The sequence below is a fragment of the Novacetimonas hansenii JCM 7643 genome (assembly GCF_000964405.1).
GTDB classification, from domain to species: domain Bacteria; phylum Pseudomonadota; class Alphaproteobacteria; order Acetobacterales; family Acetobacteraceae; genus Novacetimonas; species Novacetimonas hansenii.
Window position 1 is genome coordinate 1 of record NZ_BANE01000096.1, and the last position, 25,295, is coordinate 25,295.

Genomic DNA, 25,295 nt, shown 5'->3' on the forward strand with positions numbered 1-25,295 from the left:
CCCACGCGATGCACCTGAAGCATGTCGAGCGTGGCCAGTGCCCAGTCCTGTCGCTGGAAAAACACGTCGGCGTCGATCACGGCCAGATACTTCGCGTCGGCCGGCAGGCGGCTGACGCCATAGCGGATCAGCCCTTCCTTCAGCCAGTTCTCCTGCCGACTGTCGCCGCGGACCTGGAACAGGCGCACCCCGGCCAAGTCCGGGTCATCAGGATCCAGCACGAAATCGCGCTCGCCCATCACATGCTCGACCATCGTCAGGGTCACGCCCGACGCCTGCATATGGGGAATGAACCTGCGCAGCAGACGCTCACGCGAGCGCCAGCGCCGGTTGTTGGAGAAAACGGAGACAACGTGCAGGTCGGAAGGCTTGAGCATGTCAGAGATACCAGGAAGAGAGGACCATGAAAGCGGCGGCACCGAATACGGCACCCCCGACGAACGCCGCCAGCGCGACGCAGGCGATCAGCAACGTCAGCCCTTGACGGCGACCGGCGGCAGGCCATGCCGCGCAAGGATGCCGTTGACCTGCAGCATGCGGGCCTGCGTCGGGGTCAGCGTGCTCGCCTGCGCGCCCAGCGACAGTCCCGCCGTTGTCCGGACGATGCTGGAGACGATCGCCGCAAGCGACGCGATGTCCGACGATACGGAGGTGATTTTGGACGTCAGGGTGGTGCCGAGGGTGGCCGCCTCCGACGTCGCGACGTTTCCGATGGTCGTGGCGGCATTCTGCAGCGCTGCGATCACGCTGGACGCTTCCGTCGGGACGCTGGTGGCGTCAAAAACGACCGTCTGCTTGCCGCTGCAATATTTGTCCCAGGTGGCCAATGCCGCCTCGACACCGTCGATCGCATCATCCACGACATCAGCAACGGCCAGCGGCAGACCGGTGAACGCGAGAACGGTTTTGAGGATATTCAATGCGGCCGTGCCGTCGGTATCGATCTCGGACACGTTGACGGTGATGGTGGTGACGTTGCCATCCTTACTGGACGAGCACCCGGGCAGCGCCGCAAGGGAGGCGACGGCCAGGCCGGACAGGAACGCGAAGCCGAGAAAATTGCGGCGTGTGCCGCGCACGGCTTCGATTTTGACGAGATCGGGCATGATGCGGCCTCATGACGATGATGGGAACGGGATGCCCCAGCCTATCGTCACGATCCGCCGTTTACCGGCGATAACTGTTATTCTCGCCGGTTTTTATCAAAGGGTTATCTGTTTCGTCTTGAGATACCGGTCAATGTGGTTCCGTATCAGATCCAGTGCATGCGCTTCGCTCTCGGTCGTGCTTCCGCTTTTAATAGGTTTCGCGGCAGCACCCGTCCCGTTGTAGGCCGTCCATTCCCAGTAACTGCGTCTTATTTTCCTGATCGAATAATCACATTCCCTGTACTGCGGTGGCATCATTTCGTCCTTTCAGCCTGGGCAAGAAGCGCCGCGCGTTGCCCTTCATCCAGCATCTCCCAGACGATTATAATTGCCCGGAGATAGGCCGGAACACCTTTCTCCCACTCCCCGCGCAACCCGCGCGACACCGAGTTCGGCGCAAGGCCAGTCAGTGCCGCGAGTGTCTTCTGGTCAAGGCCTGCGTCGCGTGCGCGACGTCCCCACGGTGATGTCGGTGCTCGTCCCATTCCTCAACTCTATGGGCCAATAATAATCAACGCAACGTGTTTTATTTTCCTTGCCTTTTTAATATACGTCACGTATATAATGAGTATGCGGCGGACAGGAAATACCCTGATCCCCGGTTCTTCCGGAAATCATCGCCGCACCCCATTACCGACAATCGAAGAGGGGCAGAAAATGACCCAACAACTTGCCATCAAGGCCTCTGTCGATGAGCTGTGCGCGAACCGGGCGAAGGCGATCCAAGGCTTTCTGTCTGGCGTGGAACAGATCCGGCAGGCGCGTGCGGACATGCAGGGCGCCTGCGTGGGCACAAATGCCGTGGGCAGTAAGATCGACCAGGTGATCGAACGATCCCTGAAAGGCTGGTCGGACAACAAGTGCTTACCAGAGCAGGTCCGCATCGAGGTGGACCGGGCCATGTGGCGGTCATTCGTGATCGGCACCCCACTGTGGGGCATGATGGACGCAACCGCACGCGCCCAGTTCGAAAAAGACATGGAGGGCGTGCCGCCGGAGGCCAGTCCCGACAACCTGCGGGTCACGATGGAAGGGCTGTTTGCAGAGTCCGACATGATTTTCCGGCGTGGTCTGGTTGAGGTATTCCGGGGGCTCTGCCGGGAATACCGGTCCAACAACGGGTTCCGGCTGGCCAAGCGGATCGTCATGACCGGCGTCCAGACCTCCTACGGGTTGCTTAACTCCTACCGGGACGATTCAATTCGTGATCTGGACCGGATTTTCTATGTCCTGGACGGCCGGGAGCCACCCACCAGCTATAATGAAGGTCTGCGTGGCGCGCTGGCAGCAGCTATACAGACGTCTTCTTCCTTCTCTCCCGGTGCTGGCACTGTCGAGACCGACTATTTCCGGGTGAAGTTCTTCAAGAACGGCAATGCGCAGTTCTATTTCCTCCGGCCCGACCTCGTGGAAAAGGCCAACAGGATTATCGCTGAATTTTACGGTGAGACGATTGGTGCCGGACCGGATGCCGCAGGTGCCAGGCGAAAGGCGGACCCGACCGCCGGGCGCAAGGATACATGGTCGGAGGATTTCTACCCTACCCCGGTCGATACGGCCGAACGCATGGTCGATCTGGCGGATATAGACGATGGCATGTTCAAGGCGGCGGGCACGATGATCAGCACCCGGATCGTGGTGCTGGATAAGCCGACAAGCTCCGCATAGGGGCTTCTATCCGCGATAAGAGAGTTTCCCGTCGGCTGACATTCGATCAGCCGCGCTTCGACTTCATGATCAGAAACCATGGATATGTGAGAGATGCGATAAGCATACAGAGGCAACCGGCCGCCTGCACAATATACTCCCGACCTATGAAATCCGGCCGGCAGGCCAGTTCGTTCATTTTCTCACGCATGCCCATCTGGAATTTCTTTCTTGAAACCAGATACATGCCGAACGCCCAATACAGAGCAAATATGGTGGTGACATAGGGAGGACTGGTCATTTCCGTTCCTGCCATATTTTCATGACGTTTTCTGAGGAAAATAGCGCGACAGCAAAACATGCTGCGGTATTGACGTAGAAATACATCGCAATCCAAGGTCTCGAAAGCAAAATACTATTGGCTGCACACAGATCAAAGCTTCCGACCCATGCAGAAATTAAAACAAGCCACAAATAGAGGAATATTTTGTCAAACATCCCCGTTCTCCGCGTTCATGGCGGCGTCAATGGCGGCACGTAAGGTGTCGCCAGTTCCTATCGTTTCCGCCGTGTCGCCGCTCATAGATAGAATTTCCCATTGCCCATTTACCTTCATGGCATCGATCTGCGTATGTTCCATGAAGTCCAACCGGCAGGTATCATCCGTTTTTCTCTCCGCGCGCTCCTGTTCACGCCCGCGCTGGAAGGCTTCGTCTACCTGCTTGCGTGCATATTCCCGCACTTCCGATGGGCCGTTCCATATGGCGCCTCCTGCACCACTACCGGATAGACGCCGGTAGCATGGGAGGCATTCCGGATTGTTGTCACGAAAAACAAACTGACTGGTGAGTGTGGATGCAACCCCACAACGAGAACAGACCATGAGAGTGATCATCCCGCTGCTCCTTCGTCGCGAGTTGCGCGGGCGATCTCTGTCATTTTAGCACCAATCCCGTACCCGTCTTCGGGGCTGATTCCGCCGTCGTCGGGGACCGCCATGATCCGCGTTAATCCGTCTCGCAACCGCGCAATCTCCGCATCCTTCTCAGCCGCCACACGGGCAACCTGCGCCTCCATGTCGGTGCGGCGGACTAATTCATTTATTGGATAGTCAACCGGGTAAGACATTCCGGTCATCTCATCGACTTCAATACACGTTTTCATTTCATGGGTTATTGTCTCCACATCCGCGCACGGCTGGATGGGGGTGGCGATGGCCGTCATGTAGGCATGGAACTCGGGCCACGTAATTTGGTGCCCATACCTGTCAATTACGACTGTTTCCGCCCGATGTTCCTGCTCGGGCGTTGCTTGATCCGGCACGAGATACATCTTCACTTCGTTTGCCATGGTCATTACCTTCGGGAATATGAATTATCGTTGCCAGTCGGCGTTTATTCACACAGACCATATTGAGAGGAGCATTCGGATCTGGGCATAAAATGTTCGAGGTCGAACTGCTGACCACCGCGGCTTGTCTGCGACCAAGCGACCGCCTGCCGAATATTGTTGGCCTGATAATGCTCGATGTCGGTCCGTCCTTCTTTAGAGTCAAAGAAAAAGAAGGTTGCAAGCTGCCTTTTCGAGCATTTTCTAACAATAAACTCCCATTTTTCTATCTTTTCGATTACGAATGGCCAGCGTGACTGAACATTAGAAATTTCAGATTTGCTTGTATTGATGCACATCATGCATCCAACACGTGTACATCCAAACGAATAGAGTGGATTGCTCTTGATTCCGTGGCGGCGCGCAATATCAAACGTGTCCTGAGCTGTCCACGTCGCAATCGGCCGGTGAATCCAGAGACCACAATCCCCGTCCTCCCAGACCAGCGCATTTTTCCGGGCAGATGATTCGTCACGGCGCACGCCCTGCCAGTTTTCGACGTAGAGATTTGTGCTCCGGGCGATATCGAACAATGCGCGCGTGAGCGGCCTGGTTTTCAGTTCCTGTGTGCAAAACTGGGCACGGCGGGAGGGAAACCTCCCTTTCCATACGCACAGATCAAGAAAAGGAATGCCTGTTGGGACAAGAAATTCGAGCGCTGTTTTGATGGTATCTTCGGCGACACCTTCATCGCGCCAGACCGTATCAATGTATGTGCGTTTCCGTTCGATTTCCTTTGAAAAATCAGCACGCACCGTCTCGATTGTTACACCCAGTGCATCAGGCAGATATTCGTAAACATACTCCTCGACCAAGGGATGTTCGTTTCCTGTGTCCGCATACTGCAATCGCACCCGATCCCGGCCGTGCCGTTCGATCGCCAGCAATGCGGTCGCGAGGCTATCTTTCCAGCCAGATAGCGATACGACCGGCAGGGCCAGTTCACGGGGGTAAGAGGGGACTGGATTACCGTCATTATCGGCTGGTTTCATCGTATTTCCCTCACCTGGGCAATCTCCCGCTCCACGCGCGTCAAGATCCAGTGCAACACCGGCACGGGCATTGAATTGCCCAGTGCCTTGTATCGTGGGCCGTCTGCCGCCGGCCTGTTGCCATTGGGCACGTCGGTATGGTCGTCGGCGAAACCCTGCAGGCGTTCGCACTCGACGGGCATCAGGCGTCGTACGGCACTGGTCAGGACGTGCGGTTTGTCCGACCCGCCCTGACTGGCGCGCAGGGTGTGTGCCACATCGTCGCCAACCTCGATCTGGCTGCCACCGTCCCGGCCACGCAATGCGACGGAAAGCGGCTGCATGACCGCCAGATGACCGCCGCCGTTGGAATAGCTGCCTGCGTGCCCCATCGCGCGCATCGTGCTGGCAATATCGCCTACGCCAAAACCGTTTTGTCCCGACGCTTTGCAGTCGAACGCAACCGGGACCAGAGGTGTCCCGCGTCCGGTACCGTCTTCACTGGCGTCAAATCCTTCGCCGCGCAGGGTATGGGTGATGAACGTTTCAGTTTCAAAATCCTGATGAAGGCCACTCGTTAAAAGCGATCTCGCCACATCGATCGGACCCGAGCAGTTTCCGCCACCGAATGCGACCGGGTGTACCTGCAGGCTCTCTACCGTGTCGGCATCTAACCCGTAGACGCGACCGCCTGGAGAGCCGCGTGCAACTGTCGGGGCAATGTTTTCCCCCGTGCCGCGGCGCGGCGCAGGATTCCCCGGCAGGCTTTCGGGCTCAAAAAGTATCGCTGTGGGATCTGCCCCCCCCACAGCACCTGCCACAACGAACACACGCTCGCGTCGTTGGGCCAGGCCGAAATATTGAGCGTCCAGCACACGCCATGTGACTGTTCGTCGGGGTCCAGCAACCACACCCGCGCGGGTCCAGTGCAGTCCTGATGGCGGAACGATGGGGGTCTCGCATCCTGCAAGCGCTGCAATGATATTTCCGAACGCGTTGGTTTTGTCCGACAGGACGCCGGGAACGTTTTCCCAGACGTAGAGGGGCTCAGGGCGTCCAGCAGATCGGGCTGCATCACAGTGGTCCTCGTATATCTGGATTGCGCGCAGGCTCAGGTTCCCGCGCATGCCATCCAGCCCGTCGCGTGGGCCTGCCACGCTGAAATCCTGACAGGGTGTGCCGGCGACCACTACGTCGAGAGGCCCCAGCGCGCACGACCGGGCGCTGAAATCTTCTGCCATCAGGTCGCCCATGTTGACCGACCCGGGAAACCTGCGGGCGAGGACACGCGCAGGGAATGGCTCGATCTCGGCACACCAGCGCCAGTCCCAGCCGGGCATGGCCGCTTCTGGCGCGCCGATACCACTGCACATTGTCGCGGCATGGATCATCAGACGCGCATTGGCATGACAACGAACAGTTTGTTCGCATCATCCACGTCGCGCACCACGGCTGGCGCCGTTTCATTGTGCAGATGAAATTCAACGGTTTCGCCGACATGCTGCAGGACATCCAGCACATAGCGCGCCTGGAAACCGATTTCCGTCCGGCGGCCGCGCAGGGAATATCCTTCCTCCACGACGTCAACAGCGCTGCCGCGCTCGTCCTGCGACGCCACGGTCAGCGTATCGGAAAACGTCATCTTGACCGGTTTGCTGCGCTCCTGAATGACAGAGGACGCGGCCTGCACGCAGTGTTCCAGAGCACGCGCAGGCATCCGGGCCGTATTGGGGTGATCTGTCGGGATCACCCGCGCGTATTCGGGATATGTGCCGTCAATGACTGTCGAGGTCAGATAGTAATTCCCGATCCAGATCCCGACGCGGCGTCCCCAGATTTCCAGCGTAACGCTATCATCGCTTTTGTCATCCAGATGCGCCAGCATCTCGGTCACGAGCCGTGTCGGCAGGATCACCGGATCGGGCGCACTGGCCATCTTCTCGGGCACGTCCTGACACCACGCCAGGCGATGGCCATCGGTGGCGACGGTACGGACCATGGCCACGCCATCCGGACCGTCAACCGGGTGCAGGTACACGCCGCACAGGTAGTACCGTGTTTCTTCCGTAGACGCGGCAAACCGGACTGTTTTCAGCAGACGCACCAGCCGCGACTGGGGCAATGCGATGCCGATGGCTTTCTCCTGACCAACTGCTCCTGCCAGACTGGGGAAATCATCCGGCTCATAGGCGCTCAGGTGGCTGGAAAATTTCCCGCTGCGGACTGTGACACGGCCCGTCTGGTCCTCAATGCCAACGGATACCGTGCGATCGCGCGGCTGGGATTTCAGGGCCTCCAGGAGCGCCCCGAGCGGCACGGCCACGCTGCCATCCTGCGTCCTGTCCGCCTGGATGCGGATTTCCGCGCGGATCATCATGTCCGTAGCCGTCAGCACCACGCCCGACGGACGCACGGCGATCAGGACGCATTCCAACACCGGGATGGTGTGCGCCTTCGATATCGCCCCCCTGATCGCGGACAGCGCCCCGATCAGGGTGTCATTGCGCGCCTCAAGAAACATCGTCGCTCTCCTGCGCCTTTGACGCGAGCAACTGCTCCATCGCGACGCGCGACAACGTCGATACCTGCACACCCGAAGGGATCAGGCAAACGGATACGGAAAGCAGCCCGTGGGCCTGCAACTGCTTGGCGAACTGCCTGGCGAGGTATTCCATATCCTCCGGCTCCAGAGGACTGGGGGGCGTGACCAAAATGGCTCCGGCAAAATCCGTCGGGATCTGGTCAATGACCTTGAGGACGCTCCGCAGATCATCCTGTTTTTTACCGGCGAGAAGTTCACTTATCACCGCATTCCCGGAAACCGGTTTTGTCCGTGAGGACGCAAGGGCACTTCCGAACCTCCAGAGGAGGGGCCGGTTTACCTCCAGCGCATTGGTTAAACGAGATCGCAACATCCCATGCGACAACAACCAGTCCGTGGCACCCCTGAAATGCCCACAGATGCTGAGGACGTCCGATTTCGTAAGCACTGTCAGCGGGCACCGCAGTAGGTCAGCCAACATGGCAATTTCCGGCCAGCCGAACATGACGTCCGCCATCGGGCAGCTCATGGGATTTTCATCGGAATTTCGCGCCGGCTTCCCATCCTCGCCATTCCCATGCGCTTTCCCATTTTCCCATTCTGGATGGGAACCGTTCCCATTGCTCATGCTTTTGCGCCTGTTTTCAGTTGTTTACGTGCTATTTGAGTTGGGAATTGATGAAGGTCTGCGCCCGGCCATTCCTGCACGGCGGCCCACTCGTCCGAGTGCGGTCCAGCCATCAGATCGCGGTAGATCAGGGGCTCATTGTTCTCCAGCCAGACAAGCCAGATACGAGCAGAGCGGATTTCCTGCGGGCGCAGTTCTTCCGGTCCCCGCTGGATGGCGACACGTCGCCTCTCCATGACCCGCAGCCAGTAATTCCTCTTGCCGTCATCCGGCGCGGTCGCCGGGTCCAGTTCAAGCTGGTATTCCCGCAGGCGCTGCGCGATCACCTCGCACGCCGGGAAATATCCACGCCCCTCTCCAATGGCCGCCCGTTGCAGGGCAGCGTCCGTGAAGATATGGTCTCCGAACTCCGCTCCGAGTACCTTCGCGTAGAGGCGCAGCCGCTCCGGCGTCACAGCGCCATCCGCAATGAACAGGAGCGCCAGCTGCATCAGCCACTCGATCACGACACGACTGACGGTGGTTTTCTCTGCCACACTGTTCACGCGACACCCTCCAGACACTGGCGGCGCCACTCCTCGTTGCCCAGCGTGCGTGCAGTTTTCAGGGCAGGCGTCCGGTCTGCGTACGCGCCTTCCATCAGGCGCGTGAAGCGATCAGGCGTCAGCAGATCGTCCAGCGTGATTTTCCAGCCGTTGGCCCCGCCCCCTTTCAGGAATGCGCTGCCCGCGACCTTCTCCAGCGCTGCGTTCCATCCGGACAGGCCGCCGGCATCTGCCAACCGGGCGCGGATGGACCTGCTGCGCCGCGTCGTCAGGCGCTGTGCCACCGGCAGGCCTTCCCGTTCCGCCAGCGCGTTCCAAGCGGCAACGGCCTGCCGAACAGCATCGCCTACCTGACCTGTCAGGTTAATAACGTCGGCATCCACGCGCTCTCGGCCGGGAGAAGTATCTTCTATTCTGTTCTTATTCTTATCTTCTCTGGGGTTAACCCCCTTATTTAAGGCTTCGCGCACAGACTGAAGGTCATGCTTCTCAGTGAGGTCGAGTTCTTCCTGCGCCGCATGCGCGGCGCGCGCGCGACGACGGCCAAGCAGTGCCGGATTGCCGCCCGTGCGGCCGTTCGCCCGATCGCGCTCCAGGCGCTCACGGTCACGGACCATGCGGCGACTGTAGATCACGCCTTCTGCATCACGTGCGAGGACGCCCTGGTCCTCCAGTTCATGCAGCAGGGGCATAACCTCGTCCGCTGTGCCACCCACCACGCGTAGGAGGCGGTCAATCGGCAGGGCACGCCCCTTGTGAATCAGGTATCCATGCCGTTCCGCACGGGCCATGAAACACAGCATTCGCATCCAGAGCCCCTGCGCCGCGAACGAACACACGAGCAGATCGGGATCACGCTCGTAATCTGCCCAGTGGAATTTCGACCAGGGCAGTTGCTCCCCCAGGTCTGTATGTCCTGTCATAGATCAGGCTCCTTTCGGCACGGGCGCTGGCAGCGCCAGGCGCGCGGGGCCAAGGGATTGGTGAGGCTCGGGAGGATGTGGGACGGCAATGACACCGCATCCGTCGCATGCGTGGCAGATCGCGAGGGCTGGCACCGTCTTACGCGACAGGAGATCACCACCAGTCCATGTAGTGTGGTACCAGCCGTTACCTGCGCATGGCGCGCAGGTATTCATGACCGGGACCTCCCCGTCGCGCGGCACGCCAGCAGCAGCATGATCCCGTTCCCGGCGCGTTTCTGAGAGGTCAGATAGAGTCCCATTTCGCGCTGTACCGCCAGAACCGGCCCCAGACCCCGGAATGTGTGGGTCCATTTGTTGGTTTCCGGATCCAGAGCGCCAACAGCGACCCATGTTGGCCCGATCTGGTCGAAGCTATAGGCGGCCGGAAATGGACTGAAACCAGAAACCAGACTTTCAAAGGATGCAACCATTTGTTTCCCCATCAATAAAACCATTATGAACGTGGTTTTGACGTGATTTTCACGTCAGGGAGGTTCGTCACGGTCCGGATAGACCATTTCCTCGATCAGGATCTCTGTCCGCGCAGTCTGCTGGCTGCTGCGAAATCCGAGAGCAATCTGGAAACAATGGCGGGGGCTGTCGTCGCGGATAAAGCCGAGACCATACGGATTGCGCATTTTCACCGCTGTCGCACCTTTTTTCATGCGCATCGGTATGGGCGTCGTCAGGCAGTCGATCACCGGCTTCGCGCCGCCCTCCACTCCATCCTTGTCGGCGGTTCCAGGGGAGTAGCGGTGGATCGTGACACGGGCATAATCGAATGGCTGCGCATGGTCTGGCGGCGTCACGGTCGCCATTTTGATGTCCCACACCAGCGAGCGCATATATTTCCGCCGTGCTGACCAGTGCAGGCGCAGGTATGGGTTCAGCAGCAGGTAGGGCCGGGGCAATGTAAAGCGGAGGGATCGCGCTGGAATCCGACCCTCCAGCATCTGTTCGGCCTCGCTTTTCTCGTTGAGCTTGCGCTGACGAAATGCGTCCATGAACGCCAACACCTTTGCCCGGGTGCGCGAAAAATTCTCGCGACCGTTACGCAGATGCGCGACATAATGCTCGTCATTAACGGCCATTTTCCCAAACGTGCTGGGGGCCATCCCCTGCTCGGTCAGGAACGCATCGATCTGGGTTAATATATCGTCCATCCGTGGTTATTAAACCATTACGCCAACCATAACAATGTTATTTATGTCTGGTTTGATCCATCGTTCGCCCATATGACGGAACGCATGGAAACGAACGAAAAAAGCCTTGAAGGGCAAAAAAAACTGGATTCGGCGCGTCTGTTGATACGTGATGCCCTGGACTACAAACGCATGAGCCTGGTCAGCCTGAGTCGTGCGGTTGGCAAAAGCGACGGCTATATCCACCAGTATCTGACCCGTGGAGTGCCGCGATATCTTCCGGCGGAAATACGCGAGGCCGTTGGCGTAATTCTGGAACTTGATCCTGCAGACCTCGCGGACCCTGACGCGCACAAACAAATCCCGGTTTTCGCGTCGATCACGTCCGGACGCATCAGTGAACGCCCCATCGCGGAGGGGCGGCCTGTACCATCATCGGCAGGCGATATTCCCGCATTCCGTGAAACGGATAACCTGGACCAGCCTCCTCCCACATACGCTATAAAACCAGGTGCCCGTGTGCCTGCCACCGATCTGTTGGCCGTCTGGATCAGCACACCGCGCGGGAGACTTCGTGCAGGCGATATTGCGTACGTTGACCTGACCCGTTCTCCGCGCATCGGCGACACGGTCGTAGTCGTGCGGGACGGGAACATTGAGACGATAGGCGACCTGACAGAACAGACCGAGGGCATGGCCGTTGTCTGCCCGGCCCCCGGCAATGAAACAACGGTTGACCTGTCAGCCAGCAAGGCCCTCAAGGTGCGGTGGATTGAGGTACCCTGATCAGATCGGACTCTATCGTTTCCAGTAACTGGCCCACCTTGAAACTGGCATCAGGGTTGGCCAGCATGACACGGGCAAGCCCAAGTTTGGCCAGAATGTCCGCCCGACTGCCCGATGGCGCAGAGATCGCGGCATCCTCAATGGACGCCATCTCCCCACAGACAAGTTCTAGTTCGCTGCAGATATGCAGGCATGGCATCGCGCGATCAGAAGACGCACCCTCAAGTTTTTGTAGCCTCCGGTTCAGTTCAATCCATTTATTTTTCTGATCTATGAAATGCATAACTTCCCCGCATTGCAATAAACGTAAAATATCAGAAATACCGGTAAGTCTCTAAATTGAAATAACACCACATATTTACATCGTAAAGTGATTTTGCATATTTTTGTTTCATTTCTTTATTTTTTGTATCTGCCTATCTTTCTTTATAAAATATGCGCCCCATCTTAATTCTATATTTACGGCATGCTTTAATCGCAGCGTTCTTCCGCATACCCGGATTATATCGCTTCCACTTGCATGCATGCATGCAATCTGGCAGATGTGCTGGCATAGATTGTTGCTCGGAGGGCGGAATGACGGCTCGAATCATCGTGGTCGGAAACGAAAAAGGCGGGTCGGGCAAAACCACGATTGCCACGAACCTGGCCGTCCTGTCGGCGCTGAATGGTATCGACACCCTGCTGGTAGACGCGGACCCAGGCCAGAAATCGAGCGCATTGTGGGCGTCGCATCGTCTGGAAGGGCATCCGGACTATCCCCGCATCAGTTGCGTCGAGCGGTCCGACGGCCGCACGATCGGTCCCGTGATTGAAGATCTGGCGACACGGTACCAGACCCTGATTGTTGATACGGGGGCTGTGGATTCACCTGCCCTCCGGGCATGTGCAATGGTTGCCGATACCTTGGTCGTACCAGTGCAACCAGACGCGCTGGACGTCTGGGCGCTCCCGACGATCGCCAATATATATGACCGGGCACAGCAACTGAATCCCAAACTCCAGGCGCGCATTGTCGTCAACCGGATCCTGCACCAATCTGCGGAACGCGCACCCGCCGAACTGCGCGAATGGATGTTGCAGGAAACGCCCACGCTGGCCACCCACCCGTTTACCACCCTGGTCGCGCGCGCGGCGTATGGCCGCGCAACCGGAGAAGGGGTCGGTGTATGTGAATTGAAGGGGCGCGAGCTGGACGCAAAAGCGGCGAACGAAATGCGTGCTGTCTATGAGGCTATTTCACAATGAGCATCCCGAAAAAACTCCCCTCCCTTCCCTCTACGCAGCCCTCCTCTGCCGAGGCAGAGGCATTTATTGGCGGCGCTCCCAACAAGGAAATTTATCCATGGGAGCATCAGGACGTGCGTTCTGACCTGCTGGTCAGCATGAGCACGCGTGTGCCGGAAAAACTGATGCTGCAGATGGAGTGGCTCCTGAGTAAATCAGCAGGACGGCGGCTGCATGCCCGGCAGTACAAGCAAACGTTCGTGATTGCGGCGGTGGAGGCCTACGTGCACAAGGAATTGACCAAGCGCGGCGTCCCCTCCGACCGGCAGTAACACGGCATGCGTCCGCGGGTGATCGGGATCGGTCCTGTGATCTCGGGAAAAAAGGGCAGCGATGATGCGTTCCACGTTGATACACTCCATGCCGACGGTCGCGTGTGGCGTATCAGCTGGGCGCGCCAGGCGCATATTACCCGGGGCCACCTCAAACGGTCCGTGCAGATACAACGACAGCGCCTCATGCACGAGTGTCGGGAGAGTGGACCGGTGATTGTTCTGCAGGATCAGGCATCATTCGATGCGCTGGTGCAGATCACAAGCGCCGGTCAACCAAACGCTTTGTGCCAAACCCAGGTGCCGAACTCCCCCCAGCCGAGAAGTGCTCCGACAATTTCAATCAGCAATGTCAGCGCTCCGAGCAGAAATGGCACAGCCAGCGCAGCGAGCGCCCATTTGATCAGCAACAGCCCCCCGAGGATCTGATCCGTCTGGGTGGCGACTTTGCCGATCTTTTCATCCCGCGCGCGCGCGGCTTCAGTATCGTATTTTCTGGCCTCGTCCCAGCGGCCGCGCATCTCGCCCGCAAAATCTGCAAACGTGCGCCTCTGCTCCTCCTGACTGCGTTCCACGCGCAGTTCAATCTGCCGGAAGTCCTCCCGCAGTTCTGAAATGTTTCTGCGGTTATCATTGATTTCGTGGGAATGCCTTCCCACGACCTCGGCCAGATCGTCGTCGTCAGCCATTATGGGACACCCGCTCACGTCGTCGTGCTTGTCGCGGGATCATAAGTGCTGCCGATCGGGTATTTGCGATCGGGATCGGCGACGACGGCGGTCCCTTCCGGAGGCGTCCATGCGGACGCGCCATCCCACAGGACATTATCAACCACGTATCCAACAGAGTTGGTGCCGGTTGCCGTGGTCAGATATACGGCGTACGTTTCAACTGTTGCCATTTCAACGCTCCATCAGGGCAGCCATTTGTAAAGAAATTCCCCCGGCGCTCCGTTGCCACCAGGATAATTGTTCCCGGTAAAACCGGTATCGTAGGCCCCGCCGCCACCTGCTCCGGGAGCAGAGCCATTTTGGCCGCCCTGCAGGCCGGATCGCGCACCGCCGAGGCCTCCAGGTCCCAGACCGCCAGCACCAGACAGCTGCGCGGTCCCGGCCTGTCCATCCTGGCCGTCGTTTCCCGCATCGTTGCGGAATGTGCCGGACACGTCTGACGTACCCTGACCTGCCCCGGCACCACCCGCAGTGTTCGTCGTACTGGATTTTGTCCCGGGACTGGCGCTAGGGAGGGATTGCAGGCGTTCCCCCGCGCCATTCACGCACGATGTTACGCCCCCGGTATATCCTGAGCCTGGGCCAATGTTTCCGGCCCCTCCGGCACCGATCGTGAATGTCAGTTTATCGCCGGGAGTGACAGCGTAGATGCCCTCCATTTCTCCGCCGCCGCCGCCGCCCGCGCCAGAATAAGTCTGGGTGTTCGACGTCGCCGCACATCCCGTTGCGCCTGCGCCTGCCCCCTTGCCACGCAGGTAAACTTTTGTCACCCCGGCGGGAACGAGCACGGTCGTAGATGCGGTGATCGGATAGAACGTGTTGATGATGATGGTAATGTTTGATGCAAGAGCAGATTCCGCTGCTTCGGCACGGGTGGTTTCGGCGGAGATACCGCTCGACAGCGTGGACTCTGCGGCTTCCGCCCGCGTCGTTTCCGCCGACAGAGCACTCTGGAGGGAGGATTCCGCTCCTTCGGCACGGGTGGTTTCGGCGGAGATACTGCCCGAGAGCGTGGACTCTGCGGCTTCCGCCCGTGTCGTTTCCGCCGACAGCGCACTCTGGAGAGACGAGTATCCAGACGACAGTGATGCGAGCGATGCCTGGAGCGCAGTCGTCTGCTGCAACAGATACTTCGTTCGGTTGGCCAACCCCTGCGCCTGATAATTTGCAAGCCCCCCCGGCCCCCCCAGCACCGGGTCATCAGTCGCAATCTGGTAGATCCCCGCCTCAAAATCGGCAGTTTCGGTCAGCGAGGTAAAACCGGTCGGCGGGAGCGATGAAGATGTCGTGGATGACGTAGTGCTTGTAGTTCCCGACATGTCTTCGCTCCCGATCTATCTCTCCTGTCTATTCAGTCACGATATGGGATCAGCAATGGTCCCGAGAGCCGATTACGAATGTCAGGGTGTCGCCTGGCCGAACCTCGTAAACGTAACTTTCCCCTCTCTCCGCGCCCAGGAAGCCCGGACCTCCGCGACCATTCGCCACCATGACGATGGCGCCCCCGGAATGGTCTTTCATGTGACCTTGACCGCCATCACCACTCGACGCCATAAACTTTCCCTTCTTTTTACGATTGGCCATGCAGTTCTCTCCCTCTCTCTCTCTGCGTAAAATTCAGAACGTGATCTGCCATGTCCCGCTGAATGACAGGTCAGAGGCCTTCAACAGCGGCAGATCCCGCACCCTTCGCGCGAACAGCACACCGTTTGCTGACAGGAGGCCATATTCGGAAATACTGATTCCATTCGCCTCCGTCGCAGCCAGTGAAAAAGCCACGGTGAGCTGTCCCGTCGCTGAATTGGGTGTGATACCATCTACCGGTTTGACATATGCGCCAGTCAGCGCACTGTCCGTCTCCTGCGCAGCGGCGGCATTGGTCCCGAACCCGATCTGGGCTATCGCGTATTTCCCGGTTGTATCGCCCGACAGCAGCGCCGCTTTCATATTGGCTGCTCCCTCGACAATCAGGTTGCTGTCGGTTTCATGCGCGATCAGCACACCAGCACGCCAGATTTTCAGATCTACGCGCCCATGTTCCCTGCGCATTTTCTCGGATAAGTGCACCATATCAGTTTCCATCCTCCAGATCGCTGACGACCGCTTCTCCCCGGAACGCCGCGCTACCGTCGTATTTGCGCACGCCGTCATAGGTCGTGTTCCATGCCTCCGTCAGTGCGAATGCACTGTCCGACGTGACCGGGTCGGCATCGGTCAGGGCCGGATCTGCATTGTCGATAACCGTGTTCCGCAGGTACGTCCCCGCTGCCCTCAGGCTGTTCGCAATCCAGATGATGGCCGCCCGGAAATCAGTAGGGGACACGCCGGATGCGGCCGTATCGTAATTGGCAGCAATATCGAACAATCCATAAATCGGCGTTGTTGCCGGATTATCGTACGTCTGGCTTCCGTCGAAACGGAAAGTCCCGCCATAAACCACGGACGTCGCCGGTGCCTGGGCAGAATTGGTGACACGCGCCGACTGCCCGGAGTAAGCCTCTATCGCCAGTTCAAGCGCCTTGTTGTTGCACGCCGGGCGTAAAATGGTGGAAATGATGCGCGCCCCGTAGGTCACGTCTGGCTCATCAGTGTTGCGCGCAATATTCCCGTAGATCGCACCCAGATAATTCAGCCAATCGTCCTCGGCTGACGGAATGGCCATCTGGTTCGGAGCAATCCTGATCAGATCGCGAGCAGCCTGCAGTTCCGCCCTCGGGCCGTCCAGCAGTCCCCAGTTGTCGCTGGTGAACACTGTCAGTGTCTGGAGGGGGTACGAGGCGTCAACCCAGAGCGCCCCACCGAGGCAGTCATTTCCTCCAGGATATGCGGTATCCGAAAACCGGTATCCGGCGCTGCCCGTCACGCTGCCGGTTCCGACAATGCAACGCAGCGCGCTCATGGCGGAAACATTTGCCCCGATGTCATTCAGGACAAAAAAACCGGGCACCGCGCTGATCGCCATGGCAAGGCCCATTACCGTCAGATCGGTCAATGTGATCGTCACGGTTCCACGGCCGGAGGGAGACAGCACCAGCGCATCATCCGCCAGTTCCCAGCCAAAATCCAGCATGGCGCCAAATGACAGGGCCTGCCGCCCGCGTGGGGAAACGTCATATGCCCGGGTCAGACGACCGAGCAGTCGTTTCAGGATGCTCATGTATAGGTGCCCGTGCCGGGCATCGGCTTTGTCCACGCCGTAGTTGCCACGACATCCGCCGCCGGCGCGGTACGCACGAAATTCTGGACGCCATCTATTCCCATGGCCAGCGCATCGAGTTTTGCGACTTCAACCGTGGCTCCTAGCGGCAACGCCAGAATGTATGCCTGATGTGCGGCCTGCACCAATGCGTCCAGATCCGCGACCGTATATCCGGTTTCAGCGGTAATGCTCCCGGCTACGGCGACGAGCATCTCTGGCGCAGCCTGGGCGATAAACGTTACGCCCGCCGCCACGTAGCCCGGTACGGGTGTGCCATCAGTCTCGTAATAGCCGTCTATCGTCGATTGCGCCTCTGCCACCAGCGCCGTTGATGTGCTCCCGACGCCATTGTGGATATACCCGTAGATCTTCGCGGTCGGCTGCGTCGGATCGGTCAGATACGGCTCATACACGTACTGGAATTTGGCTGCCTCCGTGACATTCCCGTTTGAATCCGTCAACTGGACGGTGGACAGTCCCGTTGTCACGCCCGCCGTCGTGCTGCGGGCCAACCCAAGGATGAAACGCGCGAACCGCGCCTGTCGCGCCTGCGCCGTCTCTGCCGGCGCGCCATTGGAGAAAAGGGTGCCGTTGACCGCAGACACGAACCCCGCGACCGGTGCCCCCATGGAAAATGTCGTGCCTGCCGCCACATTCCCGGCGGTCCCCGTCGTGGTGCACGCGACCTGGACGATCCCCGTGGTCAGGCCGGCCGGAATCGTCACGGCCGCCACGCTGGCATAGGTCAACGTCCCCTCCGCCGGCGTGAAGACGCTCCCGGCCGGGATTACCGTATCGCTGGACTGCACGCTGATCGTCACGGTCAATGTACCGGACGCCGCCACGGCCGCAAGGGCGGGAAAATCAAAGGTCGTATAGGTCGAGGTCTGGATGGCATCCTTCAGGGCCAGGACCAGATCCTGATAGAGGCGATCAATCTCCTGCGCGACGGCATCCAGAAACGTCCGCATGACGCCGCCGACGTTATAATCTGTCAGCGAGCATACCATGCGGGCGCGGTTGATCATGGAGGCGAGGATCGAAAGCCGCGATTTGATCTGGAATGCCATCAGTTCCCCCCTCCGGTCAGTACGCCGCCGACCGGAACCGACTTGCCTCCGATCGTCATGTATTGCCCATCCACGTCCAGACTGCCTCCGTTCACCCCGACCGTGATCGACGTGATCGAATCAATGCGGGGATCGGCCGAGATGCAGCGTCCGACAAACACACCTGCCAGGTCGGCATTGATGGGATCGGTTGACCGTCCGAGCAGCGCGTAGACCCCGTTCCCGTAGGACGGCTCGTAGACGAGATCACCCGGCTGGCTGGCCATGCGGTTGTCAACTGCCTGCACCAGGTTACTGACCCCTGACACGGTCGCCAGATCTCCGTTCTCCCCAGTGGTAACGACGCCACCGGTCAGGGCAATATCGGTTCCGAACAGGTCACTGCTGTCCGCCACGCCGGTTGGCGTCGTACCCGTGGCCGGAACCACGATCTCATCCTGCCCTGCCAGAAGGACGGTGTCGGACCTGTGCGCCGGGTTGTCGGTGATATAGGGCGCGCGGAGGCCATTGAGCCAGATCAGCGTGTACCAGTTTGCGGCATCCCCGGTTTCACGCAGGGCGATGCGTTCGGGCGTATCGCCAATCAGGGTCCGGGCCTTGCGCGTGCCACTGAGCGGACCCGTCCACTGTGGCGTAGAGGTGTCTGTCGTCATGCTGCCACCTGCACACCGTTGCCCATTGCATCAAAATTGGAGATCACGTCATCGGAATGGCCGATCAGGAGAAGCGGGTCGAGGCGCAGCCCTGAGATAGCCGCCTGGGCCCCTGATGAGACGGTCAAGATTGAGGTGCCCGGGTCAAGCATCGATTCAAATGGCGACGTGTTGTCCAGCATGAACTGGCTTGCAGCGTCCCCTCCGCCGGTGGAGGAACACATCGATGCTCCGAACAGGGGCGTGATCAGCGGAATGGTCTGATTGACGTTGAACCCGTTGGCCATCGTGCATGCACCGTCCGCAAACGTGGACGCCGCCTGCATCAGCGCGATCCGGTCATCCATCGGCAGCGTGCTGTCGGCACCGAGCGCTTCAAGACCGCTGGTCGCTGCAAGCGCATATTGCGTCGAGAATTCCAGCAACAGGGAATTCTGCCCTGTGAAAATGCCCTCCGTCTCGCCCGCGATATCCGCCACACCCTGAAACAACTGGATGGCGGTATCCACCAACTGCGCGAGCACGCCGCGCGCTGCCCCCAGTATGTTCAGGCCCTGCGTCAGATAGTCCTGGAACTGCCCCAACATCGTCACGACGTTGCCCAGTCCTGTCTGAGCCAGCAGCCAGCGCAGGGGATTGGACAGGGCATCCGTGATCTCGTCCGACAGCGACAGCGCGGTGGTCGCGTCGCGCAGCACGTCCAACTGGATGCTGTACTGCATCAGCAGGGGGCGCGAGCGGCTCCTGTGCAGCGAGAACGTGCGCGGCACCACCACGTCGTGGATACCGTCGAGATTGTCCGTAAAAATCAGTTCTACCGCGGATGGATCCTGACCGGATGCCAGCAGCAGGCGACGCCGTTGGTGCCAGCCGTCATATACGGCCTGCCGTAGGGACAGGAACATGTCCTCCCCACTTTGCAGCAGGCCGCCCCGCCAGCCGTTATTCCCTGTCAGCGTGATGGTGCGGATGCCACGGCCGAACACGTCAGTCCACGCGCCGCCAAGGGTCTGGTTGGTGGTCAGGCGCGTGGGGTCGGTAACGCTCAGTTCCTCCGGCCGCAGGGCAAACGTGAATTGCACGTCCGCGCCCGATCCGCCTGTCAGCAGGAATGAAATCTGCCGATATCTCTGTGACGGAGGTGCTGCCATCCCTCAATGCTGCCGTCACGACAGTCATCCAGAAAGATCGATGTCCTGCTCGAAGGCATATTTGCATGCAAGCATGCAATTTCGCATGCAATCTATCCCGTTGGCTTGCTGGTTGTCCCGCCTGTGCTCTCGGTGTGCGTATGGTCGTCCAGACTGACGCCATTCGCCGTGACGTCTCCGCTGGCCGTAATGCTGTCTTTCACCGTCAGAGGGCCGTCTAGCTCGACCGGTCCGGTCATTTTCCACGACGTATATTTGGTGGTGACGTTTCCGCCCGGCGCTACGACAAACGAGAAATTCGGCGTCGCCAGCGTAACAGTTGGCTCCGGGGCTTCAGCCGGGGTGACCCATTTCGCAGCGCATAGAGCCGTGAGGTCCTCGTGCCCTCCCGTTCCGATCCTGAAGTACGTACCCGATGGATGCCATGCCTCGATCGACCCGTCGGGCGCGATGGTGGTGTAGGCCCCGCTTGCGGCATGGCGCGTGATGGTACGGTCCTGCTGTTTGAAAACAATCTGGCTGCCTGCAAACCGTGCAAACCCATGCACGACCGCCCGCGCCCCCGCCCCGAATTCGTACGCTGCGATCATGGTGCGACCGTCTGGGTTGATACCGCCAACCCTGCCGGCTGGCGGCCGCGGAACGTCAGGGATCGACCATGACCCCCCGTCGGTTGACCCGTCGGCCGACAGCACGATGGCATTGCCCACAGGTATCCCGGAATCCAGATCAACCAGGTCAACCCGGCCGATTTCAGGGTAGACGGCAACAACCTGCCCGAACCGGATCACGGCGTTCCTCCCGTTTCACGCACACTGACGCGCCCGCGTCGTGGCGCGTAAACACCCGGCCGCCCCTCCGCCCAACCGGGGCGCACACCGGCCATCGTCGCCCGGTCAACATAACTCATCCCGCGCTCCAGCTGGACGGAACACGTCCACGATGCCGTTGGCATGATCGTATGCTCCACCGCCGGCATGTAGCCACGCAGCGTGGTCGCCCCGAATGCGACCTCTAGTTCCTGCCCACAGGCCAGATCCTCGCGCCCCATGCATGTCAGCGAGCCGCTTTCAAACACCACATTGTCGCGGTTCAGCATCTTGAGATCGGTCGCCCGTTTCGTGATCCAGTCGTCAATCAACTGCGGTGCCTGCTGCTGCAGGTCCGCTGGCATCATCGACGGCGCACACGCAAACCCGGTTGGCAAGAGATAACTCGACGTGCTCATCAGGCGCAGCCCGAGTATTTCCGGGCGGTTGTTGGCGTAGGACATGTCGGACTGGCTGTCGATATAGGCGATCGTGGCAGCAAACTGCCCATCGAGGGAGGCGGCCCCGGGAGGAACCCAGAAATAGTTGGCCGCCCCGTCGTCGCTGCGCCCTACCTCGCAACTGCTCACCGTGCGGTCCGAAATGCTGACCAGGCCCGGGTCTGCCGCGCCGTCCATGATCAGTTTCCCGTTCAGATCCCGGAAAGGTACCGGCCTGAACACCAGTGACGGCCCCGCCTCCGTCGTACGGACGAACATTTCATTCCACGGCGCGTCGCGCGCGGCGGCCAGCAGGTCCGCAACCGATCCCTGGAAGGTCATGGTGTTGAACGGGCTGAACGACCCCTCCGCGACGGTAATGTCGGAGGTCAGGAAGGGCTTGATCGCGCCAGTTGAAAACGCGGCCATCTGGTTGATCTTGGGATTGATGATCTTCGTCACGACCTCACGCACGAAATCGCCCACCCCTTCGATCACCGGGGAAATGCCGAACTGCGCCTGCAGGGGAAACTGATCCAGATACTGCTCCCCCTTGGTATTGAGGAGCGGATAGAGGATCTGGTTGGTTTCCAGCAGCCGCCCGCAATCCTTCCCCTCAATCACCACCGTCTGCATGGGCGCCCCCTCCCCCTGCATGGCGCGGGGCCGGCGCACGCGGCGCACGAACCCGCGCATCAGCAGAGGCAGCTTCTGGCCCTGATATTTCCATGGCTTCCGGCTGGCACGGATCTCGATCAGGTCCATGGGCGCCACATAGGCATAGATGGAATCCGCCAGATCGGGAGGGATACGATCGGAGAACGATACGGAAAACACGTTTCCCACCAGGCTACGCACGGAGGTCGCCATGCGCACGCTCCCGCCGTCCCCCAGGTATGGCGTCAGGTCGTATGCCTGAATGACACGCCCTGGCGTTCCCCCCGCCGTCACCTTGTAGAGCATGACCGAAACGCTGAACGCGTGCAGGTCCACCATCAGTAGACCCCCTGCCGCCGGGGCTGTCCGTACGCACTGGCCTCGTGCGACGGCATCCCTGCGGGCGTAGGGGAGACTGGAGGACCGCTCGCGAGGGAGAACATGTTGAGCGGCACATCCTGCGTAGCCCCGTTGGGATATAGCAGAGTAACAGATCCCCTGACGTGGTGGGTGGTATCGCCCGATCTGCCACCACCAACACTCCCCTGCCCGGGCTGCCCTGAGGAGCGCATCGCCTTTGGCATCGCCGGATCCGCAGGACGCAGATCCCGCGGCAGGTTGTTCAGGACGTCTGCGTACCCTCCGCGCGCGCCTTCAATGCCGTATCCTTCATATCCATGACCAAACGAACGTGAGGCAGCCCCTATGTCTGCGTAAGGCCCCAAGGATTGCAGTTGATTTAACTGGGCTCGATATTTCGTATTCAGTTCGCGGTGGATAAAATCTAACTGCTGCTCCTCAGTAGAATGGCGCAGGTCTACGCCCTCGGCAACTGCAAACGCACGCACACGGCTGGGGTCTGTCCACTGGCCCAATCCATATCCAGAGCCACCGACCTCCGCACGGTTTGCCTGCAGACCAGATTCCTGCATCAGTCCTCCGACGAGCACAGATGCCCCAGCATGGGTCAAATGATCCCGCCGCTCGAAATACGTCATCATCTGACGTGCCTTAGCAATTTGCTCCGGGTTGTTCCGAAATGCCTGGATATTCTGTTGCTGCCGATAACTCTGGTATCCCCCCACCACGCCTGGAACAACGGCCCCCAACCCAACCCCCGCCGTCACCGCAGCGCCAGCCCCCACTGCGGCGCCTGCAGCGGCCGCGCCACCCTCGACGGCTTTGGCTCCGGCACCAGCAGCGCGGGCCGCACCGAACATGCCCCGGAAACCAGACGTCAGGACTTTTCTTGCAATCCCAGGCCCAAGGATCCCGGCGGCGCCCGCCGTCATCCAGCCCGCCACGGACGTAAGACTTTCGCCAGTTGTTCCGTCTCCCAGATGCTCGGCAATCGTCTGCACGGGTCCCTGCAGTTTGCCGATTTCCTCACGCAACTGGGTAATCGGCCCCACCAGTGTACTCGCCGCATTGGTCAGGACATTGGAAGCATCAGCACCGGAATCCGCGACACGACGCCCCATGGTATTTTCCAGACCGGAGTTGGCAAACGCACGCACCTCCGCAGCACGCAAGGCTTCAGGGTTATTCGTCCCGGCATCCCTGAGGGCGGTGCGGTCTGCCGTGCTCAGGTCTGTACGGGCCATCAGCCGCTGACGGATCGCCCCAAGGTCCGCGTGGCTGTCCATGGTCTGCATGATATCGTTCAGGCCGCTCATATTGAGCGTACTTGCGTCAACGCCGATTTTACGAAGATATCCGTCCACGCCCCCGTTCGCAGCCTGAGATGTCTGGGCACTCCTCCAGTACCGTTCGAATTGCTGGTAATGTGCGGGGCTCATGCCCATGTAATTGCCCCCACCGACGAACCTGTCCTCATCGGGGCGTCCACGATACATCTGGCTGATCGTGCCCATGATGTCGTCGAGCACCATGGAGCCATCCGGCGCGCGCGCGAACATGCCCTGCGACAAAAGATACTGGGACTGGTAGACACTGCGCGATCCGTGCCGCGACATCGACATCAGCGACATCACCTGCCCCGCCATCCCTGCCCCGCCGCCGTGGGAAATGGCGGCATTCGCTGTGTTGATCAGGTTCTCCCCGTTCTCACCACGCACCGCCGGATCGCCGCTGGCGTTCATGGCGGTCATCAGATGTGCGAAATCACCCAGTCCACGTTCCTGCCCCTGCCGGTTCGCGTTCTCCGACCAGCGCAGCATGGACTGCATGACGTTTTCCATCTGGCCGTTCATGTGGCCGTCCTGGACCGCGTCCGCCAGCATCAGCGCGAACCTGCGCGGGTCCTCCCCCGCGAAGCTTGCCCGGGCGAAACCCTGCACCATGGTGGAGGGGGCAACGCCATACCCGCGGGCGACATTCCCCGCCATCTCGACATTGGCCAACGCCGCACCGGACCGGCTTTCGTTCGCAATCCTGACCCACTCCTCGGTCAGGGACTGCCCCTCCGTCTGCAGGACATGCAGCGACGACGACACGTTGCGCACGTTATGCAACAGTTCCGCGAACCCGGTGCTGGTGTCTCCCATGCGCCGCATCAGGCTGTCATTCATGACCTGTTCGCGCTCGGCCTGCTGGACATGCGACGTGATGGACCGCAGGCCGCCGCCAATGCCCGCCGCCCCCAGCATCGCGCCGACAACGGGGCCGCCCCGGAAACGGGACAGGGCAGCGAGTTTGGGATCGACCCCGCCTCCGGCCCCTCCCGCGCCTCTTGATGCTCCCCCTGCTGCGCCGCCCGCCCCGCCAGCGCCGCCAGCATTGATGACGGTCGGTTCGGGCGCTGGCCCGGATCCAGACCGGACACGGTTTTCGGCCTCTCCCTCCTCCCGGTCGTTTTCCTTTTCCTCGGACGTCTCGGCAGGACCACTTCCGCCGGTTGGCGCGCGACGGGGAACAGGGGTCAGGTCGGGATCAAAACGCGTTCCCTCCAGAACACGCCCCAGCACATTGTCGATATAGGCCCGCTGCTGCGCGGGATCGGGCACCTGCCGGGCTGCGCCGGCAGGAAAGTCGAGCGGTCCCGTGAACGCGCCCTCCGCGACGCCCTGCTGGACCCGCTGGCTGGTCTGCCCCTGTTTCAGGCGCAGGACATCTTCCCACTGCTTCTGGATCCGGGTGAGGTCCGCCTGCAACTCCTTCAGTTCCGGGTGGCTGAAATCGACATCGGACAGCTTCTGCGCCTGCTGCCCGGCCCGGCTCAGGGCGGCCGCGATCTGGTCGATTTCACGGACGGACTGCTGGACGTCCGCCTCAATGGGGATCTTGACGCTCACGCTACTTCC

29 protein-coding genes and 1 pseudogene are annotated in these 25,295 nt (G+C 60.1%); 4 read left to right on the forward strand and 26 right to left on the reverse strand.

Annotated elements, in window-relative coordinates; translation table 11 throughout:
- From B7G66_RS07540 to B7G66_RS07555, 3 genes and pseudogenes are all read right to left on the reverse strand, one after another.
- A pseudogene (locus B7G66_RS07540) lies at positions 1–377 on the reverse strand (hypothetical protein); the annotation flags it as partial.
- Between the two features lie 96 nt (positions 378–473).
- A complete protein-coding gene (locus B7G66_RS07545) occupies positions 474–1,106 on the reverse strand; it encodes a hypothetical protein (protein WP_048858980.1) in 633 nt (210 codons plus the stop codon).
- 296 nt (positions 1,107–1,402) lie between these two features.
- Entirely contained in the window at positions 1,403–1,633 is a 231-nt protein-coding gene (locus tag B7G66_RS07555) for a hypothetical protein (protein WP_048858982.1), read from the reverse strand.
- A gap of 172 nt (positions 1,634–1,805) precedes the next feature.
- Between B7G66_RS07555 and B7G66_RS07560 the strand changes: the two genes are divergently transcribed.
- A complete protein-coding gene (locus tag B7G66_RS07560; protein ID WP_048858983.1) occupies positions 1,806–2,816 on the forward strand; it encodes a DUF4942 domain-containing protein in 1,011 nt (336 codons plus the stop codon).
- Between the two features lie 46 nt (positions 2,817–2,862).
- On the opposite strand, the gene B7G66_RS07565 is transcribed toward B7G66_RS07560, so the two are convergent.
- The 11 genes from B7G66_RS07565 to B7G66_RS07620 form a co-directional block, all read right to left on the reverse strand.
- The gene (locus B7G66_RS07565; protein WP_048858984.1) at positions 2,863–3,096 is read right to left on the reverse strand and encodes a hypothetical protein; all 234 of its coding nucleotides are present in this window, start codon (positions 3,094–3,096) and stop codon (positions 2,863–2,865) included.
- A gap of 189 nt (positions 3,097–3,285) precedes the next feature.
- Positions 3,286–3,690 carry a hypothetical protein gene (locus B7G66_RS17185; protein WP_139312901.1) on the reverse strand — a complete coding sequence of 135 codons (405 nt, stop codon included), beginning with the start codon at positions 3,688–3,690 and terminating at the stop codon, positions 3,286–3,288.
- On the reverse strand, positions 3,687–4,145 hold the full coding sequence (locus B7G66_RS07580) for a hypothetical protein (protein ID WP_048858987.1): 459 nt from the start codon (positions 4,143–4,145) through the stop codon (positions 3,687–3,689). Before B7G66_RS07580 ends, B7G66_RS17185 begins: the two co-directional genes overlap by 4 nt.
- Before the next feature lie 44 nt (positions 4,146–4,189).
- On the reverse strand, positions 4,190–5,176 hold the full coding sequence (locus tag B7G66_RS07585) for a phosphoadenosine phosphosulfate reductase domain-containing protein (RefSeq protein WP_080937636.1): 987 nt from the start codon (positions 5,174–5,176) through the stop codon (positions 4,190–4,192).
- On the reverse strand, positions 5,173–6,546 hold the full coding sequence (locus B7G66_RS07590) for a DNA cytosine methyltransferase (protein ID WP_048858988.1): 1,374 nt from the start codon (positions 6,544–6,546) through the stop codon (positions 5,173–5,175). Before B7G66_RS07590 ends, B7G66_RS07585 begins: the two co-directional genes overlap by 4 nt.
- Positions 6,546–7,676, reverse strand: a complete 1,131-nt coding sequence (gene dnaN / locus B7G66_RS07595; protein WP_048858989.1) for a DNA polymerase III subunit beta — start codon at positions 7,674–7,676, stop codon at positions 6,546–6,548. The genes B7G66_RS07590 and dnaN overlap by 1 nt, the downstream gene beginning before the upstream one ends.
- On the reverse strand, positions 7,666–8,325 hold the full coding sequence (locus B7G66_RS07600) for a hypothetical protein (protein WP_141312850.1): 660 nt from the start codon (positions 8,323–8,325) through the stop codon (positions 7,666–7,668). The genes dnaN and B7G66_RS07600 overlap by 11 nt, the downstream gene beginning before the upstream one ends.
- Entirely contained in the window at positions 8,322–8,870 is a 549-nt protein-coding gene (locus B7G66_RS07605) for a hypothetical protein (RefSeq protein WP_048858991.1), read from the reverse strand. Before B7G66_RS07605 ends, B7G66_RS07600 begins: the two co-directional genes overlap by 4 nt.
- A complete protein-coding gene (locus tag B7G66_RS07610) occupies positions 8,867–9,793 on the reverse strand; it encodes a hypothetical protein (protein WP_052955175.1) in 927 nt (308 codons plus the stop codon). Before B7G66_RS07610 ends, B7G66_RS07605 begins: the two co-directional genes overlap by 4 nt.
- 212 nt (positions 9,794–10,005) lie before the next feature.
- Positions 10,006–10,266 carry a hypothetical protein gene (locus B7G66_RS07615; protein WP_141312852.1) on the reverse strand — a complete coding sequence of 87 codons (261 nt, stop codon included), beginning with the start codon at positions 10,264–10,266 and terminating at the stop codon, positions 10,006–10,008.
- Positions 10,267–10,320: 54 nt separating this feature from the next.
- Positions 10,321–10,998 (reverse strand): hypothetical protein, encoded by a 678-nt coding sequence (locus B7G66_RS07620; protein WP_052955176.1) that lies wholly within the window; start codon positions 10,996–10,998, stop codon positions 10,321–10,323.
- A 171-nt stretch (positions 10,999–11,169) separates the two neighbouring features.
- Here B7G66_RS07620 and B7G66_RS07625 point away from each other — a divergent pair, with 171 nt between their 5' ends.
- Entirely contained in the window at positions 11,170–11,763 is a 594-nt protein-coding gene (locus B7G66_RS07625; protein WP_141312854.1) for a hypothetical protein, read from the forward strand.
- On the opposite strand, the gene B7G66_RS17190 is transcribed toward B7G66_RS07625, so the two are convergent.
- Positions 11,735–11,914, reverse strand: a complete 180-nt coding sequence (locus tag B7G66_RS17190) for a hypothetical protein (protein ID WP_141312856.1) — start codon at positions 11,912–11,914, stop codon at positions 11,735–11,737. The two genes, B7G66_RS07625 and B7G66_RS17190, sit on opposite strands and share 29 nt — an antisense overlap.
- A gap of 425 nt (positions 11,915–12,339) precedes the next feature.
- Here B7G66_RS17190 and B7G66_RS07635 point away from each other — a divergent pair, with 425 nt between their 5' ends.
- Together B7G66_RS07635 and B7G66_RS07640 are read left to right on the forward strand one after the other, a co-directional pair.
- Complete coding sequence (locus tag B7G66_RS07635) at positions 12,340–13,011, forward strand: AAA family ATPase (protein ID WP_159107950.1); 672 nt, start codon at positions 12,340–12,342, stop codon at positions 13,009–13,011.
- Positions 13,008–13,322, forward strand: coding sequence for a hypothetical protein (locus B7G66_RS07640; protein WP_048858996.1), 315 nt, complete (start codon positions 13,008–13,010; stop codon positions 13,320–13,322). Before B7G66_RS07635 ends, B7G66_RS07640 begins: the two co-directional genes overlap by 4 nt.
- Positions 13,323–13,594: 272 nt before the next feature.
- Here the strand turns inward: B7G66_RS07640 and B7G66_RS07645 are convergent, their stop codons facing one another.
- The 11 genes from B7G66_RS07645 to B7G66_RS07700 all read right to left on the reverse strand — a co-directional run bounded on the left by B7G66_RS07645 (position 13,595) and on the right by B7G66_RS07700 (position 25,286).
- Positions 13,595–14,011, reverse strand: coding sequence for a hypothetical protein (locus tag B7G66_RS07645; RefSeq protein WP_064478783.1), 417 nt, complete (start codon positions 14,009–14,011; stop codon positions 13,595–13,597).
- A 14-nt stretch (positions 14,012–14,025) separates the two neighbouring features.
- Positions 14,026–14,223 carry a hypothetical protein gene (locus B7G66_RS07650; protein ID WP_048858998.1) on the reverse strand — a complete coding sequence of 66 codons (198 nt, stop codon included), beginning with the start codon at positions 14,221–14,223 and terminating at the stop codon, positions 14,026–14,028.
- Between the two features lie 12 nt (positions 14,224–14,235).
- A complete protein-coding gene (locus tag B7G66_RS07655; RefSeq protein ID WP_048858999.1) occupies positions 14,236–15,372 on the reverse strand; it encodes a glycine-rich domain-containing protein in 1,137 nt (378 codons plus the stop codon).
- Between the two features lie 298 nt (positions 15,373–15,670).
- Positions 15,671–16,123 carry a hypothetical protein gene (locus tag B7G66_RS07665; RefSeq protein ID WP_048859001.1) on the reverse strand — a complete coding sequence of 151 codons (453 nt, stop codon included), beginning with the start codon at positions 16,121–16,123 and terminating at the stop codon, positions 15,671–15,673.
- A 1-nt stretch (position 16,124) separates the two neighbouring features.
- On the reverse strand, positions 16,125–17,210 hold the full coding sequence (locus B7G66_RS07670; protein ID WP_048859002.1) for a hypothetical protein: 1,086 nt from the start codon (positions 17,208–17,210) through the stop codon (positions 16,125–16,127).
- Positions 17,207–18,322 carry a baseplate J/gp47 family protein gene (locus tag B7G66_RS07675; protein WP_048859003.1) on the reverse strand — a complete coding sequence of 372 codons (1,116 nt, stop codon included), beginning with the start codon at positions 18,320–18,322 and terminating at the stop codon, positions 17,207–17,209. The genes B7G66_RS07670 and B7G66_RS07675 overlap by 4 nt, the downstream gene beginning before the upstream one ends.
- A complete protein-coding gene (locus B7G66_RS07680) occupies positions 18,322–18,975 on the reverse strand; it encodes a hypothetical protein (RefSeq protein ID WP_048859004.1) in 654 nt (217 codons plus the stop codon). The genes B7G66_RS07675 and B7G66_RS07680 overlap by 1 nt, the downstream gene beginning before the upstream one ends.
- On the reverse strand, positions 18,972–20,126 hold the full coding sequence (locus B7G66_RS07685) for a hypothetical protein (RefSeq protein ID WP_048859005.1): 1,155 nt from the start codon (positions 20,124–20,126) through the stop codon (positions 18,972–18,974). Before B7G66_RS07685 ends, B7G66_RS07680 begins: the two co-directional genes overlap by 4 nt.
- 92 nt (positions 20,127–20,218) lie before the next feature.
- A complete protein-coding gene (locus B7G66_RS07690; protein ID WP_048859006.1) occupies positions 20,219–20,917 on the reverse strand; it encodes a hypothetical protein in 699 nt (232 codons plus the stop codon).
- Positions 20,914–22,371: a hypothetical protein gene (locus tag B7G66_RS07695; protein ID WP_048859007.1), complete on the reverse strand. Its 1,458-nt coding sequence runs from the start codon at positions 22,369–22,371 to the stop codon at positions 20,914–20,916. The genes B7G66_RS07690 and B7G66_RS07695 overlap by 4 nt, the downstream gene beginning before the upstream one ends.
- Positions 22,371–25,286, reverse strand: a complete 2,916-nt coding sequence (locus B7G66_RS07700; protein ID WP_048859008.1) for a phage tail tip lysozyme — start codon at positions 25,284–25,286, stop codon at positions 22,371–22,373. Before B7G66_RS07700 ends, B7G66_RS07695 begins: the two co-directional genes overlap by 1 nt.
- Between the last annotated feature and the right edge of the window lie 9 nt (positions 25,287–25,295).